12 protein-coding genes and 5 tRNA genes are annotated in these 17726 nt (G+C 43.9%); 1 reads left to right on the plus strand and 16 read right to left on the minus strand.

All coding sequences use genetic code 11. The annotated features are described in order from the left end of the window. Position 1: 1 nt before the first annotated feature. The 5 genes from pcrA to GCWU000321_RS01645 all read right to left on the minus strand — a co-directional run bounded on the left by pcrA (position 2) and on the right by GCWU000321_RS01645 (position 8310). Complete coding sequence (gene pcrA, locus GCWU000321_RS01625) at positions 2-2212, minus strand: DNA helicase PcrA (protein ID WP_040381084.1); 2211 nt, start codon at positions 2210-2212, stop codon at positions 2-4. A gap of 72 nt (positions 2213-2284) precedes the next feature. After that, on the minus strand, positions 2285-3229 hold the full coding sequence (locus tag GCWU000321_RS01630; RefSeq protein ID WP_040381739.1) for a manganese-dependent inorganic pyrophosphatase: 945 nt from the start codon (positions 3227-3229) through the stop codon (positions 2285-2287). A 148-nt stretch (positions 3230-3377) separates the two neighbouring features. Further along, positions 3378-6518 (minus strand): efflux RND transporter permease subunit, encoded by a 3141-nt coding sequence (locus GCWU000321_RS01635; protein ID WP_007069330.1) that lies wholly within the window; start codon positions 6516-6518, stop codon positions 3378-3380. 9 nt (positions 6519-6527) lie between these two features. Further along, positions 6528-7697 carry an efflux RND transporter periplasmic adaptor subunit gene (locus GCWU000321_RS01640; RefSeq protein ID WP_007069331.1) on the minus strand — a complete coding sequence of 390 codons (1170 nt, stop codon included), beginning with the start codon at positions 7695-7697 and terminating at the stop codon, positions 6528-6530. A gap of 145 nt (positions 7698-7842) precedes the next feature. Then, positions 7843-8310: a NanQ anomerase/TabA/YiaL family protein gene (locus GCWU000321_RS01645; protein ID WP_040381087.1), complete on the minus strand. Its 468-nt coding sequence runs from the start codon at positions 8308-8310 to the stop codon at positions 7843-7845. A 319-nt stretch (positions 8311-8629) separates the two neighbouring features. Between GCWU000321_RS01645 and ybaK the strand changes: the two genes are divergently transcribed. Further along, on the plus strand, positions 8630-9127 hold the full coding sequence (ybaK, locus tag GCWU000321_RS01650) for a Cys-tRNA(Pro) deacylase (protein ID WP_007069333.1): 498 nt from the start codon (positions 8630-8632) through the stop codon (positions 9125-9127). 131 nt (positions 9128-9258) lie between these two features. Here the strand turns inward: ybaK and GCWU000321_RS01655 are convergent. From GCWU000321_RS01655 to mutS, 11 genes are all read right to left on the minus strand, one after another. After that, positions 9259-9347, minus strand: a tRNA-Leu gene (locus tag GCWU000321_RS01655). Positions 9348-9374: 27 nt separating this feature from the next. Further along, a tRNA-Cys gene (locus GCWU000321_RS01660) sits at positions 9375-9448 on the minus strand. Positions 9449-9451: 3 nt separating this feature from the next. Further along, positions 9452-9526: transfer RNA gene (locus GCWU000321_RS01665), tRNA-Gly, on the minus strand. Positions 9527-9529: 3 nt separating this feature from the next. Continuing rightward, positions 9530-9606: transfer RNA gene (locus GCWU000321_RS01670), tRNA-Asp, on the minus strand. A 323-nt stretch (positions 9607-9929) separates the two neighbouring features. Continuing rightward, positions 9930-10006, minus strand: a tRNA-Val gene (locus tag GCWU000321_RS01675). Between the two features lie 92 nt (positions 10007-10098). Further along, a complete protein-coding gene (locus GCWU000321_RS01680) occupies positions 10099-11343 on the minus strand; it encodes a methionine gamma-lyase family protein (RefSeq protein WP_007069335.1) in 1245 nt (414 codons plus the stop codon). Positions 11344-11352: 9 nt separating this feature from the next. Next, positions 11353-11553, minus strand: coding sequence for an RNA chaperone Hfq (hfq, locus tag GCWU000321_RS01685; RefSeq protein WP_007069336.1), 201 nt, complete (start codon positions 11551-11553; stop codon positions 11353-11355). Continuing rightward, positions 11538-12461: a tRNA (adenosine(37)-N6)-dimethylallyltransferase MiaA gene (gene miaA / locus GCWU000321_RS01690; RefSeq protein WP_007069337.1), complete on the minus strand. Its 924-nt coding sequence runs from the start codon at positions 12459-12461 to the stop codon at positions 11538-11540. The genes hfq and miaA overlap by 16 nt, the downstream gene beginning before the upstream one ends. Continuing rightward, positions 12458-13234 (minus strand): class I SAM-dependent methyltransferase, encoded by a 777-nt coding sequence (locus GCWU000321_RS01695; RefSeq protein WP_007069338.1) that lies wholly within the window; start codon positions 13232-13234, stop codon positions 12458-12460. The genes miaA and GCWU000321_RS01695 overlap by 4 nt, the downstream gene beginning before the upstream one ends. After that, positions 13231-15168: a DNA mismatch repair endonuclease MutL gene (mutL, locus tag GCWU000321_RS01700; RefSeq protein WP_007069339.1), complete on the minus strand. Its 1938-nt coding sequence runs from the start codon at positions 15166-15168 to the stop codon at positions 13231-13233. Before mutL ends, GCWU000321_RS01695 begins: the two co-directional genes overlap by 4 nt. After that, complete coding sequence (gene mutS / locus GCWU000321_RS01705; RefSeq protein ID WP_040381089.1) at positions 15168-17726, minus strand: DNA mismatch repair protein MutS; 2559 nt, start codon at positions 17724-17726, stop codon at positions 15168-15170. The genes mutL and mutS overlap by 1 nt, the downstream gene beginning before the upstream one ends.

The raw sequence follows: 17726 nt of genomic DNA on the forward strand, positions 1-17726 counted from the left end.
ATTATTCCTCTTTTTCGATTGGCGCAAAAGCTACCATAACCTGACGAATCTGATCATTGGGGAAGATGAGTTTTAACATCATATGCTTTCCGCTCCCTGTTACCTCTGCAACTTGTCCTTTTCCCCACATACGATGAGACACTTTATCTCCGACCTGCCAGTCGAACCTTGCTTTTACACTCTTTTTCGCCACCGGCTTATTCATTATTCCCGCAGAGGACAATGCCCATTTGCTCTTCTGCTCATTATTACTCCTGATTAGAGTACGTCTCTTTGCCTCACTGCTATTCCCGCGGATTTCATCCAACAAATCGACAGGGATTTCTTTAAGGAAGCGGCTTTCTACATAAGGTTTCACCTGCCCGTACATCGTTCGTACAGCAGATGTGGTAAGATATAACTTTTCCTTTGCCCTTGTAATCGCCACATAACAAAGGCGACGCTCCTCCTCTAAAGCCGTCTCATCCATCAAAGAACGTACCCCCGGAAAGATGCCTTCGTCCATACCTGCCATATAAACTATAGGAAACTCCAATCCCTTGGCACTATGGATAGTCATTAAAGTCACTTTATCATCCTGTTCTTCAAAGGAATCTACGTCATTTACAAGAGCGACCTTTTCCAAAAATTCCGGAAGTCCTCCTTCCGGCTGCTCCTGTGTAAAATCCTTTGCCACGTTCAGCAGTTCACCCAAATTTTCTTCTCTGCTCTGTGCCTGAGGATCACTGCTCTGCTGGAGAACCGACAGATATTCCGTATCAGTCATAATTTTCTGAATAAGTGTAAATACATCGCCTTCCGTGGAAGCATTCAAGAAACTAAAAATCAAGGCGCTGAATTTTTGGAGTTTGGTTCTTGCTGGCACGGGGATATCAGACTCTTCCAGTGACATGATTCCCTCAAACATGGACATATTTCCCTGTTTGGAAAACTCACTTAACTTCTGCATGGTTGTTTGTCCGATACCACGTCGGGGCACATTGATAATACGCATCAAGCTGATATCATCACGAAAATTGGCCACCAATTTAAGATACGCCAGCATATCCCTTATTTCCGCACGGTCATAAAATCTTGTTCCGCCGACCATGGTATAAGCAATACCGCGCTTTACCATGCTTTCTTCAATCACACGGGACTGGGCATTCATACGATAAAGAACCGCCATTTTCCCATACGGGACATGATTTTCCCCGTGTTCTTTCATCATGGACTCTACAATAAAATCCGCCTCATTATGTTCATCAGAAGCAGCATATTTCTGCAGATGAACACCTGGATTATTTTCTGTCCACAACCGCTTCTCCAAGCGTTCCACATTATTTTTAATAACCGCATTGGCCGCATTTAAAATTGTTTGTGTCGAACGGTAATTCTGCTCCAACTTAATAATTTGAGCCGAAGGATAATCTTCACGGAAATCCATGATATTCCGCAGATCGGCTCCACGCCAGGAATAGATACTCTGATCCGCATCACCTACGGCACAAATATTTTGAGATTTGCCTGCGATATACTTTGCCATAAGGTACTGCGCATGATTGGTATCCTGATATTCATCAATTAAAATATAGTGGAAATGATCCTGCCAACGTCTGCGTATCGTTTCATCAGCTAAGAGTTTTGTTGTCGCAAAAAGAAGGTCATCAAAATCGAGTGCATTGTTCTGTTTCATATATTTATCGTACAAATCATAGACATCAGCAATCTTTTCGTTGTAAAAATTACCGCTGGCTTCCGCGCGAAATGATTCCGGCCCCTGGAGTGCATTCTTTGCGGCAGAAATACGGGCCTGTATATTTCTTGGCGGATACTGTTTATCATCCAGATTTAATTCCTTCAGAATATTCTTAATCATCTGTTTGGAATCATCAGAATCATAAATCGTAAATTTATCAGTAAACGGCGGATGGTTATTGATTTCCCGCCGCAAAAAACGCGCACCAAAAGAATGGAATGTATACATCCACAGTTTATCCGCTTCCGCCCCTACCAGATGATGGACACGTTCACGCATTTCCTGTGCCGCTTTATTTGTAAAAGTGATAGCAAGGATATTCTGCGGCCGTATTCCCTGCTCCAGCATATAAGCAATGCGGCAGGTTAACGCTTTAGTTTTACCCGAACCGGCACCTGCCATAATCAACACGGGTCCTTCAATCTGTTCAACAGCCTGACGCTGTCTTTCGTTTAAAGTATCAAGATAACTCATCCAAACGCCCCTTATAAAAGAAAAACTCATATATGACGAATGCCATGTATGAGTTCTTCGTTCCGCTCAAAATTATTCGCCGTATGCTTTCAGAAGTGGCGGAGTTACCTGTTTCTTTCTGGACATAACATGAGGAAGATAGGCAACTCCATTTTCAGGCTTACCGGCAAATGCTTTCTCTACAATGCTTTCCGCACCTTCAGTGAACCACAAGAATGTATCCTCCGCCAAGATATCTGTTACCATGAGATAAGAAGCTGCATAGCCCTTTTCAGCTTTGATCGCCTCCAGCACTTTCATGATTTCTGCTTTCTTTTCATTAATCGGATCCACATTCATAACGGAAATCTGTCCGACAGTAAATACATTTCCTGCCGCGCTAAATTCCTTTGTATCGTTCCGTGCCAATTTTTCAGCAGGATAATCGGAAATATCCGCACCGGCTTTCAGCATTTCCATACCATAAGCCTCATAATCCACTCCCGCAATTTCAGCCAGTTCTTTCGCCGTTTCTTTATCTTCTTCTGTCGTTGTCGGCGAACGGAAAAGGACTGTATCGGATATAATGGCGGAGAGCATGATTCCCGCGATTTCACGGGACGGCTTTATATGATTCGCTTTATATAATCCATAAATGACCGTATTCACACAACCGACAGGACGAACAAGAATGAAAATCGGATTCTCCGATTCGAAATCCCCGAAACGATGATGGTCAATAATTTCCAGGACTTCCGCGTCATCCATACCATCGATTGTTTGTTTGGATTCATTGTGATCCACTAAAATCACTTTCTGTTTTTCATCTTCCGGATTTTTTCTTGCTACGGAAGTCACGAGCATCGGCTCTTCCAGATCGAAATAATCCAAAGCAAATCTGGATTCTTTATTGATTTCTCCCGCACGAACGGCCACAGCATCCATGCCTAACCGGCGTTTTAAATAAGAATAGCTGAGGGCAGCGGCAATGCTGTCCGTATCAGGCGATTTATGTCCGCTTACAAATACTTGGCTCATCATATATTCCCTTTCTTACTCATACCCCAAATAATAAAATTTTACCCAATCATTATATCATATTTTCTATCCTCGCTTTATAAGCAAAAATACCTTTCTCCAGGAAAATCATTTTCGCTGCGGAAAGGTATTTCACATCCGGGAAATCTCAGTCTTCTTCAGTCACCAGTTTTTTCTTACGAAAGCCCCCAAAATGAAATTTTTCAATAACAATAAACAACATTGGTACGATAAAAATCTGAAATGCTGTCGCAGAAAGAACACCGAATACCACGGCAATCCCCATTTCGGAACGGGAATTCGCACCCGCACCTGTTGACAGGGCCAGCGGAACGTTTCCCAAAATAAAAGCAAGGGAAGTCATCAGAATAGGACGCAGACGGATCTTAGATGCTTCCACTGCAGCCTTAAGCGGCGCCATGCCCGCATTTGTACGAACCTTCGCATACTCTACAATGAGAATCGCATTCTTGGCGGCAAGCCCTATGATGGTTAACAAACCGATTTGGAAATAAATGTCATTATATACATTAAACATCCAGGCGCCAAGACAGGCTCCGAAGAAGCCGGTCGGCATACCAAAGAGTACGACAAAAGGAACTTTCCAACTTTCATATAATGCCGCCAAAGAGAGGAATACAAAGAGCATCCCCAGTGCCAAGGCATAAATCGTCTTCCCGCCGGCTTCTTTCTCCTGTGCCGAGCTTTCCACAAAAGCATAACTATATCCGGTAGGAAGTACTTCCGCTGCCACTTCTTCCAATGCGTCCAACGCTTGTCCGGAAGAATATCCGTCTGCCTGGTTACCGCTGATTTTAACCGCAGGGAAATTATTATAACGGGTAATAACGGAAATTGCATTAGATTTTTTCGGTGTGATAAAAGTACTGATAGGAATCATGTTCCCGCTGGAGTCTTTCACAGTCAGGAACTTATTCGCCGAAGGATCCATACGATAATCCACATCAGCCTGGGCGACCACCTTAAAGTTACGTCCATAGGCAGTAAAATCATTAATTTGGACAGACCCATAATAGACCTGTAAGGCTGTAAAAATATCTCCCAGCGCCACACCATTTTTTAAAGCCTTTTCACGATCTATATCAAAATTATATGAAGGAGTATCCATACGGAAAGTGGTATAAGCCATCTTTATTTCCGGTCTTCGATTAGCCGCTCCGAGGAACTGCCCTATAACCCGCTGCATATTTTCATTGGAATCGCCATTCTTATTCTGGATATACATGGAGAACCCGCCGGAACTGCCCAGCCCGGGAATAGCAGGGGGATTCAATGCCATAATATTTACATCAGGGTGTGTGGCATTATAGGCTGCCGCTTTTCCAATAAGCGCTCCCACCTGTGAAGCAGCGCCTTTTCTCTCATCCCAGGGCTTCAGTTTAATAAAAGAAAGTCCCGCATTGGGTTTCTGACCACCAGAAAGGATATCAAAGCCGGTAACACCAAAAGTCTGCTCTACAGCATCATCTTTACCCATATAGGCCAGAAACTCTTTAATTGCCGCATTGGTTCTTATATTGACAGAACCTTCCGGCAGCGAAATAGCCCCAATAAAGTAGCCATTATCCTCTTCCGGCAAAAAAGCAGTCGGGAGAGCAACAAACATAACAACAGAAGCAACGGTCAATCCAATGAGGACACCAATGGGCGCTATAATCACGCGTCCCATTTTTTCAAGACTATGACCATAAATTTCAATCATACGATCGAACCAGTCATTGAATTTATCCCAGAATTTCTGCAGCTCCCCCCGTTCTGCGCCTTCCTTATGATGACGGAGCATCCCTGCACAAAGAGCCGGCGTCAAGGACAAAGCCACAAAGGCAGAAATCAACACGGAAACCGCAATAGTAAGGGCAAACTGTTTATAGAGAATACCCATAATCCCGCCAAGGAAGGCAACCGGGACGAATACAGCAGCCAGTACGATAGCAACCCCGATAACCGGGCTCTGCACTTTTTCCATCGCCGCAACTGTAGCGTCTTTCGGCGGTAAATTGTTATACCGCATTTCATACTCTACAGCTTCAATGACAACAATTGCATCATCGACAACCAGTCCAATTGCTAAAACCATGGCAAAAAGTGTCAGCGTATTGATTGTAAAACCGAGTACCTCAAAAGCGCCAAAAGTACCAAATAACGATACAGGGACGGCGATCATGGGAATAAGGGTAGATCGCCAATTTTGCAAAAATATATAAACAATCATTGCTACAATCAGCAGTGCTTCAAAAAAGGTCTGAAGAACTTCTTTAACGGACGCATAAATGAAATCCGTATTATCCATAGAAATACGATAAGTCATATCTGCAGGAAAAGACTTGCTGTCTTCAGCAAGTTTAGCCTTAATCTTGTTAATCGTATCAATAGCATTTGCATCATCAGTGAGTGAGAATGCTACCGCTGCAGATTCATGGTCACCGGAACGGGCAATAAAATCGTAGTTCTTTGCATCCAGTTCGATGCGGGCCACATCTTTCATTCTGAGCATACTGCCGTCACTGTTTGTACGAATGACTATATTCCCAAATTCTTCTGCTGTGGCTAAACGCCCCTGCACGGTAACAATGTACTGGAATGCCTGATTCTTGTCCACCGGAGCCGTCCCCACATTACCTGCCGCTACCTGTCTGTTCTGTGTGCTGACAGCAGATATAACTTCCGATGCGGTGACTTTATTTTGTGCCATTTTTGCGGGATCAAGCCAGATCCGCATACCGAAATCAGAACCAAATTCCTGTACACTCCCTACACCGGGAATGGATTTCAGCTCATCAACATAGTTCATACTGAAATAGTTTTTGAGGAATGTCTCGTCATAAGTCCCCTTTGGCGAGAGCAAACTGACAACAAGTGCCATTCCGCTGGAAGACTTACGTGTCGTTACGCCGATAGAGCGAACTGTATCAGGAAGCGCCGCCTCAGAAGATGTAACCCCATTCTGTACACGAATTGTTGCCATATCGGAGTCTGTCCCTGAGACAAACTGTACCGTCAACGAATAAGAACCGTTCGAGTTACTTGTCGAGCTGATACTATCAAGATCTTCTACACCAACTACATTCTTTTCTATGACTTCTGCCACCGTCTGCGCCACAACCTCCGAATCGGCACCGGGATAAGCAGCGCTTACAGAAACCTGGGGCGGTGTGATCTTCGGATATCGGTCAACCGGCAGGGTAAAAATACAAAGCATACCGGCGATAGAAATAACGAGCGCCAAAACAATTGCAAAGATAGGACGATTGATAAAAAACTTAGCCATGTCCCCTCCTTACTTCGCAAGACCATGCTGATCTGCAGCAGCCTTGGTTGCGGATTCTTCCATTTCTTCTCTGGTCGTTTCTACCGCTTCTACCGCTTGGCCAATCTGCACTTTGTTCTGACCTTCTACGATAACTTCATCAGTCACATCAATGCCGCTTTCAATAATTGTATATAATCCATAAGTTGCACCAACCTTGACTGCTTTCTGCTGTACCTTCCCATCCACTACCACATCAAGCATATCTTTATTTAAAAGTTGGATAAGGGCTTTCGTCGGAACGAGAATACTTCCCTGTGCTAACTCAGCATCAGAAACAATGGTTGCATACATCCCCGGAATAAGAAGATTATTAGGATTAGCAAAAGATGCTTTCATCGTCAGCTGACCGCCGTTGAGTCCCGGACTGACCTGTACGATTTTACCGGTTTCACTGTAAATGGATCCATCTGACAAGCGGAGTTTTAATTCACTTCCTAAAGTTTCCGTAATATTTTTCTGACGAGTAAGCTGCAAATACTCGCTTTCGGACATGTCGAACTGCACATAAAGCGGATCAGAAGAGGACAGGGTAACAAGTCCCGTCGTACCTGCGGTTGCAAAAGTGCCTATGTTCACATCATCCATAGACAGTGTGCCTGAAAATGGCGCTGTCACAATCGTATCACCTAAATTATCGGAAGCAATCTGTACCTGCGCCTGAGCCGCTTCATAAACAGCCCGATAGGCTTCTGTAGATGATTTCTGTCCGTCATATGCCTGTTTTGAAATAGCACCACTGCTAACCAGCTGTTCATAACGGGCCAGATCCTTTTTCGCATTTTCATAAGTAGCAGACGCCTGTGCTGCAGATGCCTGTGCCGCAGCCAATGCAGATGCATAACTTCTTGTATCAATACGATACAGGGCCTGCCCCACTTCTACATGCTGACCGCCGGTAATATATTTTTCAACAACTGTCCCTGATACCTTAGCGCGGACAGGAACCTCCTGCAATGCCGTAATAGAGCCTGTATATTCCCTCATGATCGGCGTATCTGATTTAAACGGTCTAAATGTCGTCACCTTTAAACTTTGCTGTTGCTGGCTCTTTGCTGAACCGCATCCTGTAAACATACCTGCCGATAAAACAACTACACTGACCGCCATGACAGCTGCCAGCACTTTTTTATACTTCATTCGTCTCCCCCTTACGGTCATTTTAAAAGCTGCTCCTTAAATAAAACTCCAAAACACGACCATCAGTCAAAATGCTGTCCGTATTAACTATAATACCAAAATGGCGACTATCGGTCAATGTAAGATTCTATATATTTCACCCATTTCATAATTTATTTAACGGAAATTTTAGAACCGCCTTCCTGATTCTGCAAGGCCCTTTCGCTCCCATGCAGAGAGGCCTATGCAAATCTTCGGGAAAACAAATCACAAAATTTCCCGTATGAAGATACGCACGGCTTTCTTCTCCTTCCGACGCGAAAAAATATAAATCTCTATCTTCATAAGATTCAGTCACTTTTCCGGCTTCCCAAACAGACCGGCAGCCAATCTGCTCCTCTTCCACATCAACTTCATAAACTATATCGATATACCTTTGATGTCCTTCCAATTTACGTTTATCAGCCGGCTCCGTCATTGAAGTTTCTACCCCCACCTTATAACCGTTAATCTCATATTTCCCGTCAGGCAGGTCTTCAAACCCATAGGCCGCCATTTTCTCCAGACAATCATAAAGTTCTTCAGACAGCTGTGCCTTATAAGCAGAAAGATGTTCCGCATTCCCAATGATCATTTTAATCTCCTTGTTTGCATGAATGAAAAATGCAGATTCACGTACGCAAACCTGTCGCAATATAACCTTATTATATCCCGAGTTGTAAAATTTAAGTATAATGTCTGCCGGGACTGACGGTGTCAAGTTGTTGTGGGTAAGCGCTCTTCCATAAAATCTCTCTCAATTCTGACAATCAAATCCATCGCCCAAATGATTCCACAAAGAAGAGTAATTGTATAAAAACCCCCATTAAAATTTTATATCAACATTGCATAAAATCAGCAATAATTGATTGACAATGCTTTTGCACGCGCGTATGTTCTAAGCAGGAGGTTTTATGAGTAAAGAAAAGAAGACCAATGTTATGCGTATACTTGATAAGGCAAAAATACCATACATCGCAAGATCTTATGAATACAAAGAAAGTAATCTGTCAGGCACCCACGCTGCTACTGCCCTCGGATATGACCCCGCCATAGTTTTTAAGACCATCGTGACAAAAGGCGATAGAACCGGCCCTATTATTTTTTGCTTGCCATCCTCAAAGGAACTAGATTTAAAGGCAGCCGCCCGAATTAGTAAAAATAAAACTCTTGAAATGATTCATGTAAAAGACCTTCCCGCTCTCACCGGATATGTAAGAGGCGGATGTTCACCGATAGGAATGAAGAAACAATTTTCTACTTATATAGACAGTTCCTGTCTGTTTCATGAACAAATCAGTATCAGTGCCGGCCAACGGGGTCAACAGATTCTTTTATCGGCAAGAGCACTGATTGATTTTATCCATGCCACTACTGCAGATATTACACGGACCGCTTCATCTCATTTATGACAAAGCGCGACATCATGCACTAATGATTATAAGTTGTTTTACTGATCAGTCAGTTAAAAATAACTCACAGACAAATCCATTTTAGAAATAAGCAATAAAAAACTGCTGCGAAATTTCACAACAGTTGTTTTTGGTGCCGAGGACCGGAATCGAACCGGTACGAATCTCACGATTCGAGGGATTTTAAGTCCCTTGCGTCTGCCAGTTCCGCCACCCCGGCAGGTTCATGGAACTTTCATCTAAAATATGGAGGCGGCATCCGGAATCGAACCGGAGATAAAGGTTTTGCAGACCTCTGCCTTACCGCTTGGCTATGCCGCCATATGGAGCGGAAAACGGGACTCGAACCCGCGACCCCAACCTTGGCAAGGTTGTGCTCTACCACTGAGCTACTTCCGCACTTGGCGACCCGGATCAGATTTGAACTGACGATCTCCGCCGTGACAGGGCGGCATGTTAGACCACTACACCACCGGGCCGCAAGTTACCTTATAAGTATATCTATCACCCCCTGTTTTGTCAATAATTTATCAGCATCTTACCGACATTGATTTCTCAGTGAGTAAACTTATTTACCACTATCTTCAGGCAGATAATAAACCGAGTTTCCTGTTATTTGTCAAACAGACATTATGCCCGTCTTTCTAAATCAAAAGACACATCATTTTAAATCTTATTTTTATTTTCACCAAATTGCAGTAGCAAATTGGACAATCAAGAAAAGAATTATGAAGTATATAAAAGCCGAATAATCTGCTCCTTGAAAGCAAAAACTTCCGCCTCATAAGAATTGGAAGTTCTGTGGTGGGACTATTCAGATTCGAACTGAAGACCTCTTCGATGTCAACGAAGCGCTCTGACCGGCTGAGCTATAGTCCCATAAGTGAAGTCCATTATACATTAGCATACGTAAAAAAGCAATCATACTTTGTTAAAAGAAAAAACTGCCCACTACAAAGCAGTCCTCTTAATTACAATTCATTTTGACTTTCTATGATTCTTTCTGCTGCCCCCATGACGGCAAGAAGAGCATGTTCAAATACAAGTCCGCCTTGAAAATACATAATGTATGGAGGACGCACCGGACCATCTGCCGACATTTCTATGGTTGACCCCTGCACAAAAGTACCGGCAGCCATGATAATAGGATCTACATATCCCGGCATGGGACCGGGAATCGGTGTTGCATCAGAATCGACAGGCGACCAGCTCTGAACGGCTTCCGCGAAGCGGCACATATTTTCCTCAGTGTCTAATGTAATCGCTGTAATCAGGTCTGTTCTTAAGTGTCCCGGTTCAGGAGTTACTGAAAATCCGAGTATCTTAAATACGGATGAACAGAATTCGGCACTCATCATGGCCTGACGTGTTACATGCGGTGCCATAAAAAGTCCCTCGAAAAACGGCCGATAGCTGGCTGCATAAGATCCCATCTCAGAGCCAAGCCCAGGAGCCGTCCATGCATGGGCACAAAGTTCCACCAGATCTGCCTTACCGCAGATATATGCTCCGGTAGGAGCAAATCCGCCGCCAGCATTCTTAATGAGCGAACCTGCCGTAATATCCGCACCGAGTTCGATTGGTTCTTCTTTACAGGTAAATTCACCATAGCAGTTATCTACAAAACAAATCGTATCAGGATTTTTTGCTTTGACCGTATCGACAATTTTTTTTATATCCTCAGGAAATAAGGAATCGCGAAGCATGTAACCACGGGACCGCTGTATTTCCACCAGCTTTACATTTTCATCCACCGCCGCGGCAATGGCATCCAAATCATATGCATTCCCTTTGAGCGGCACTTCTTTATACCGGACACCGCGCTTTTTCAAATTGCCGGGTGCATCGCCTGTAATCCCAATAACACTCTGCATCGTATCATAGGGACTTCCCACAGCGGAAACCATGGTATCACCGGGATTTAAAAGCGCCAAAAGAACCGTCGCCAGCGCATGAGTACCCGAAACGAACTGGGGCCGTACCAAAGACGCTTCCGCATGAAAAATATCGCACCAGACATCCTCCAACTTCTCCCTGCCGGGGTCACCGTAACCATATCCGTTAGATGGCGCAAAGTGATAAGCCGACAGATGGTTTTTGCGAAAAGCTTCTAGTACTTTTTGCATATTGAATAAGGAAATTTCTTCCATCTTATGAAAAACAGGTGCGCAGAGCATAAGAGCTTCCTGCCGCACCTTCTGTAATTGTGTATTCATTATAAATAATCAGATCCTTTGAATTGTAGATATAGCATGCTTATAGATAAGTTGTGAACGATTTTCGCTCACAAGCAGCACTGTAAAGCTGTCGAATGATTTAACTTTACCCTTGAGTTGTACTCCGCTTAAAAGAAATATGCTGACCGGTACATTTTCTTTTCTCGCTTCATTTAAAAACGTATCCTGAAGATTCATTTTCCCTTCCATTCTGATTCTCCTCTGATCCATGAAATCACATACGCTTCTATTTCCCTGAGCCATGTGTCCGTATCTGTCCGCTCTACCCAATGGATATAAGGCATGCGGCGGTACCAGGTTAGCTGTCTTTTGGCAAAATGACGTGTATTCTTTGCAATGAGCGCTTCCGCTTCCTCAAGGGAATACTTACCGTGAAGAACGGGAATCATCTCTTTATAGCCAATCCCCTTGAATGCCTGTGAATTTTCAGGCACGCCTGCAGTAAGAAGAGCCGCAACTTCCTCCTTGAGTCCTCTTTCAATCATTTGATGGACTCGCTTATTTATTCTATCATATAAAACCGATCTGTCCATAGTAATACCTATAACAGGTCCGTCATATACGAGATGCTCCGCTCTATCCGTTACAAGGCTTTGCCCTGCATCAGCAAGCTCTAACCGCCGTACCATACGTTGGGGATCCAAAGGAATTACCTCTTCAGGAAGAAGTTTCTTAAACGCGTCCGCCAATCCCTCTTTCCCCTGCATCTTATAAAAAGTGTACCACTTGCTTCGGCCTTCTACTTTTGGTGAAAAGACATATCCTTCCAAAAGTCCCTGCACATAAAGACCTGTACCGCCGATAAGAATAGGAATTTTATCCTTTTTATTTTCCTTAGAGATATATTCCCGCGCTTTCTCTTGAAATATAGCGGCTGAATATGATTCTGCAGGTTCCATACAGTCTACCAGATAATGGAAAATTCCATCCGCCTCTTCTTTCGTTACCTTCGCTGTACCGATATCCATACCGCGATATACTTGAAAAGCGTCACCGGAAATGATGGAACTGCCCAGAATTTTTGCTAAATAGACTGACAACTCCGTCTTACCAACTGCCGTAGGTCCAAGAATGGTCAGCAGTTTTTCTTTCTTCATAGTTTTATCACTCCATAAGCGGTTGTCTGTCCTCTTTTACCGTGAATTTCTGTAAATAATCCTGTACGGAACAGCGCAGAAAACGGCCTCTCTTTCACTATTACTTTTTTTCTGGCTGCTCTCATTGCAAACTGTAAAATATCTTCTGTCAAAGGATCATAAACCGCGGCACTGCGAAATCCTTCTATACTATTTTCTTTCCGTTTTACAGGATACCTAAACATAGGATCAAAGTAAATTACATCAAAAGAATTTGGCGCTGCTGTTTCTAAAAATCCACGAAAATCGGCATGCAGCAGCTGAATACGCCGTAAAGCTTCCGTCATTTCTCCATCTTGTCCTGACAATGCAGCAAGACCTTCTTTCCCCACTTCATAAAGAGGACGGCTCCGTTCAAGAGAAATAACTTCTCCGCATTTCCGCAGATACCAGCTTAAAATGACAGAATCCCTGCCCTGTCCAAAGGTACAGTCCAGTACAGATGTACAGTCTCCCGGCAAAAGATTGCACAGCCTGTCTCCATGCCCTTTTCGCATTTCAAAAATACGAAGAACTGCCGTCCCCAAATGAAACCGGTAAGTTCCTTCTTTTGACCAGAAGAATACCGGTTTCTTTCCATAAACCAGAAAGCCTTCCTCTCCATATTTTTCTGACATATGGAACAGGTTCTTTTCTCTTTCATAAAAAGCGGTTCGCAAGTCTTCCGCCTTTTTCCTTGCACGCCGAAGAGAATCTGCATCAGGCTTTAAAACGGTGGTGACGGCTATATTCATGTTCTGTCAAAGAGGCGCCCCAGTTCGTCAGGTGTAAATTTCACAATGGTCGGACGACCATGGGGACAAACGAATGGCCGCGTGGTATGGAACAGATCAGTAATAAGTTCCTTCATCTGCCGTACATTAAGCGGATCGCCTCTCTTAATTGCACCACGACAGGCGGCATAAGCCATCATCCGATGACGCAGGGTTTCAGGAGAAGGCATGTTTTCATCATGGAAAGTAAAAAGCAAATCTTTAATAATACGATCCATATCATTTTCTGAAAAGTCTTCCGGCGCACCTGTAATTCGGATGACATCACGACCTGCCTGCTCAAAAGTAATTCCTAACTTTTTAATCTCTTCTTCTTTCTCAAAAAGAAGATCCATATCTTCCGGTTCCACATCAATCAGGTAAGGAATTAGAATTGCCTGAACCGGAATTCCGTCAGTCTTTGCAGCAAAACGATCATACCTTACCCGTTCATGGGCAGCATGCTGGTCAATAATAAATAAATCGCTCCCATGCTGGCACAGAATAAAGCAGTCCGCCACCTGTCCCAAAGGAATGACAGGATCATCTTTTTCAGCAGGTACTTCAAAAAGCGGTTCACTTTCCGCTTTCATCGACTCTTCATGTGGTTTTATAAAAACGGGTGTTGTCGATAAAATTTCTGATCGGGTTTGTTTTGTTTCAAAATCAGTTCCTGATCGGGATACAGCATGTTCCGATTTGCGAAAATCACGATTTCCATAAGAAGAAAAAGATTCGTTCCATGAAGACTGTACCGGCACAGACGGTTGCGGTTTCTGCACGACTCCGTCCGCTTCAGTGAGTCCGATATCATGCGCACCAAGCTGCTTATCTTCCACCACCACCTTTGACAAGTCCAGTTCCGTTCCCAACGGTACCTGATGAGCAGGTTCTTTGATCATATCTTTCACAATAGAATCAGGTGCAGATTGGGATGTCAGCGTATTAAGAACTGCGTGGTAAACAAGACGGAATATTTTCTGCTCATCATCAAATTTAATTTCTCTCTTCTGCGGATGAACATTTACATCGATACTTTCAGGCGGCAAGGTGAATGTCAGCACCATAATCGGATAGCCGTTCTTAGGCAGCAGGGAATGATAGGCATTATCTACCGCCTTCGTCACTACGGCGCTTTCCACCACACGGCGGTTAATAATAATCGTTTGGTTCTGACGGCTGCTTTTCAAAAGAGAAGGCTTAGAAATCATTCCTGTCATAACAGAGTCTTCCCCTTCACTTTCCACTTCTAACATTTCTCCGGTCACCTTCACCCCGTATAATGCAGAAATCACATCCATCAGGCGCCCGTTTCCCGGTGTCTCAATGACAGTACGTCCATTATTGATAAGAGTAAAAGAAATATCGGGATTTGCCAGTGCCAATTTACCAATCATTGTATTAATCCGACTGCTTTCCGTCCGTTCTGATTTCAAAAACTTCTTTCTTGCCGGCACATTGTAGAACAGTTCACGTACTTCCACTGTAGTTCCTGCAGGTGCACCCACACCTTTAATTTTTTCCACCGCTCCGCCTGTCACATCAATAGCGGTTCCTTCCATATCTTCCGCCCGTCTTGTGGTAATTGTCGTTCGGGATACAGACATAATACTTGGCAAAGCCTCCCCGCGAAATCCAAGGGAACAAATATGATAAATATTTTCAACACTGGAAATTTTACTGGTTGCATGGCGGATCACGGACAATTTCGCATCTTCCCTCGTCATGCCGCTGCCATCATCGGTAACACGGATATATGTCATTCCCCCGTCTGCTATTTCCACTTCAATCATGTGGGCACCGGCATCAATAGAATTTTCCACCAATTCCTTTACCGCATTGACTGGTCTTTCTACCACTTCCCCCGCAGCAATCTGGTTCGAAGTAACTTCATCAAGTATATGTATTAATGACATTAGCGCCCCTCCTTTGCTTCTTTACTAAGCCTGAACAAAATCTCCATCGCCTCGATGGGTGTCTTGCTCATGACATCCAAATCCGCCAGTTCATCTATAATCGGTGAAGAAAATAAATTAAGAGCAGTTTCTCTTCTTATAACCGGAGCAGCAGGCTCTTCCTTTATTCCCTCCACTTCCAGCCCTTCCAGTATTTCATCGGCCCGCTTCAGGAGCGATTCAGGAAGTCCTGCCAGCCGTGCCACATGGATGCCGTAACTTTTATCAGCACTCCCCGGAACAATACGACGGAGAAATGTAATCTCTTTTCCCCGCTCCTTAACGGTAACCGTATAATTTTTGATATGTTCATTTTCTGCTGCCATATCTGAAAGTTCGTGATAATGAGTAGCAAAAAGAGTATACGCATGCACCTTGCTATTAAGGTACTCCACCACTGCCCGTGCGATACTCATTCCATCATAAGTACTCGTACCGCGTCCTATTTCATCCAAAAGAATAAGACTGTTCTTCGTAGCATTGCAAAGAATATGAGAGACTTCTTTCATTTCCACCATAAATGTACTCTGTCCCGTAGAGATGTCATCAGCCGCACCCACTCGTGTAAATATGCGGTCCACAGGTGCAAATGATGCACTTTTTGCGGGAATAAAAGAGCCGGTCTGCGCCATAATCGTAAGTACTGCAACCTGACGCATATAGGTAGACTTGCCTGCCATATTGGGCCCGGTAATAATAATCATTTCTTGATCCGTATGGTTAAGCTCTGTATCATTCGGCACAAACATCTCTCGTTTCAGGGCATGTTCCACCATCGGATGACGTCCGTCATGGATAGAAATACGCCCTTCACGGCTGTTTGTAATCTGTGGACGGACATAACGGTCTTTCAGTGCCGCCCGGGAAAGCCCCGTCAAACAATCCAGCGCCGCAAGAGCCTTTGCGGTCCTCTGCATAGCAGCAATTTCAGGGCGGATAGCCGCCTTGACAGCCTGATAAATTTTCAATTCCAGTTCTTCTGTTTTTTCTTTTGCTGAAAGCGCTTTTGTCTCAAACTCCTTCAATTCAGGTGTGATATACCGTTCTGCATTGACAAGTGTCTGCTTGCGCATATAATACTCAGGAATCGGCACCTTGTTGGCGTTCGTAATTTCAAAATAATACCCGAACACATTATTGAATCCGATTTTCAGTTTAATCCCTGTTTTTTCTTTTTCTCGTTCTTCCAAATCGGCAATCCATTTCCTGCTGTTTTCAGAAAGGGAACGAACCTCATCAAGTTCCGCAGAATATCCCTCTTTTATATACTTGCCGTCACGAATGTTTCCCGTACCGTTTTCATTCATAGAACGATCCAAAAGCTCATAGACCGTACTGTGGATATCCATTTGATCGGACAATTTTCTAAGGACTATTGAAACTGTGCCGGAAAGCAGTTTCTTTATTTCGGGAATCATCCCGAGAGATGCCTTAAGTGCCAGTAAGTCCTTTGGGGATGTCGTGTTTGCTTCAATGCGGGTTAAAATACGTTCGAAATCAAAAACATGTTCCAGCATTTCTTCCAGTTGGGAAAGTTCCGTCGTATGCCCCGTCAGTTCTTCAATACCATCCTGTCGTTGAATAATTCGATTCACATCCGTCAACGGGCGTTCCAACCAACGGCGTAACAGACGTGCCCCCATGGCAGTATGGGTGTGATCCAATATTTCAAGAAGCGTTCCCCGTCGCCCTCCATCACGCATATTTCGCGTGATTTCTAAATTCCGTAAACAGTCTTCTCCGAGTAAAAGGCAATCCTCTTCACGAATAGGCATCACCGTATGAAACTCTGCTGCATCAGCCTTCATCATTTCTTTTAGATATGCTGCCAGCCATGCAAAGACACAGCGGATATTTTCATCTCCTAACGCTTCCGCCACGTGGGGAACCGGATAATCCCCCTCCTCTCCACGCCGGGTAAGAAGACAACCTCCAAGACGCGCCCGGCAGTAAGCTTCCAGTCTCCCATAAAAATTATCACTTAAAGAGCATACTGCTTCTGTCGGTGCATAAACAGACAGCATATCAAAAAATGCTTCCCGTTCTTTCTTTTTATCCCAAATTCCCCACCAGCATTCCCCTGTGGAAATATCCGCCAGTACCGCGTCAATGTCATTATCCGTTTCATAAAGGTAAGCAAGATAATTATTGGATTTATCGGCGATAGAATTTTCAAAAAGGATCGTTCCCGGCGTAACGATACGAATCACATCACGCTTCACTAAGCCTTTCGCTTTTTTCGGATCCTCCAATTGTTCACAAATGGCAACCTTATAGCCTTTCTGTACAAGCCGGTAAATATACGTTTCTGCCGCATGATACGGAATCCCGCACATAGGAACTCTTCCTTCAGGGCCCGCATTCTTCCCCGTCAGCGTCAATTCCAATTCATGAGAAACAGTTACTGCATCGTCATAAAAAAGCTCATAAAAATCACCGAGCCGATAAAAAAGAAATGCGTCTTTGTGCTCATTCTTAATAGACTTGTATTGTTCCATCAAAGGAGATTTAGCTGCCAT

Origin of the sequence: Dialister invisus DSM 15470 (assembly GCF_000160055.1) — a bacterium.
In the GTDB taxonomy this organism is placed as follows: domain Bacteria; phylum Bacillota; class Negativicutes; order Veillonellales; family Dialisteraceae; genus Dialister; species Dialister invisus.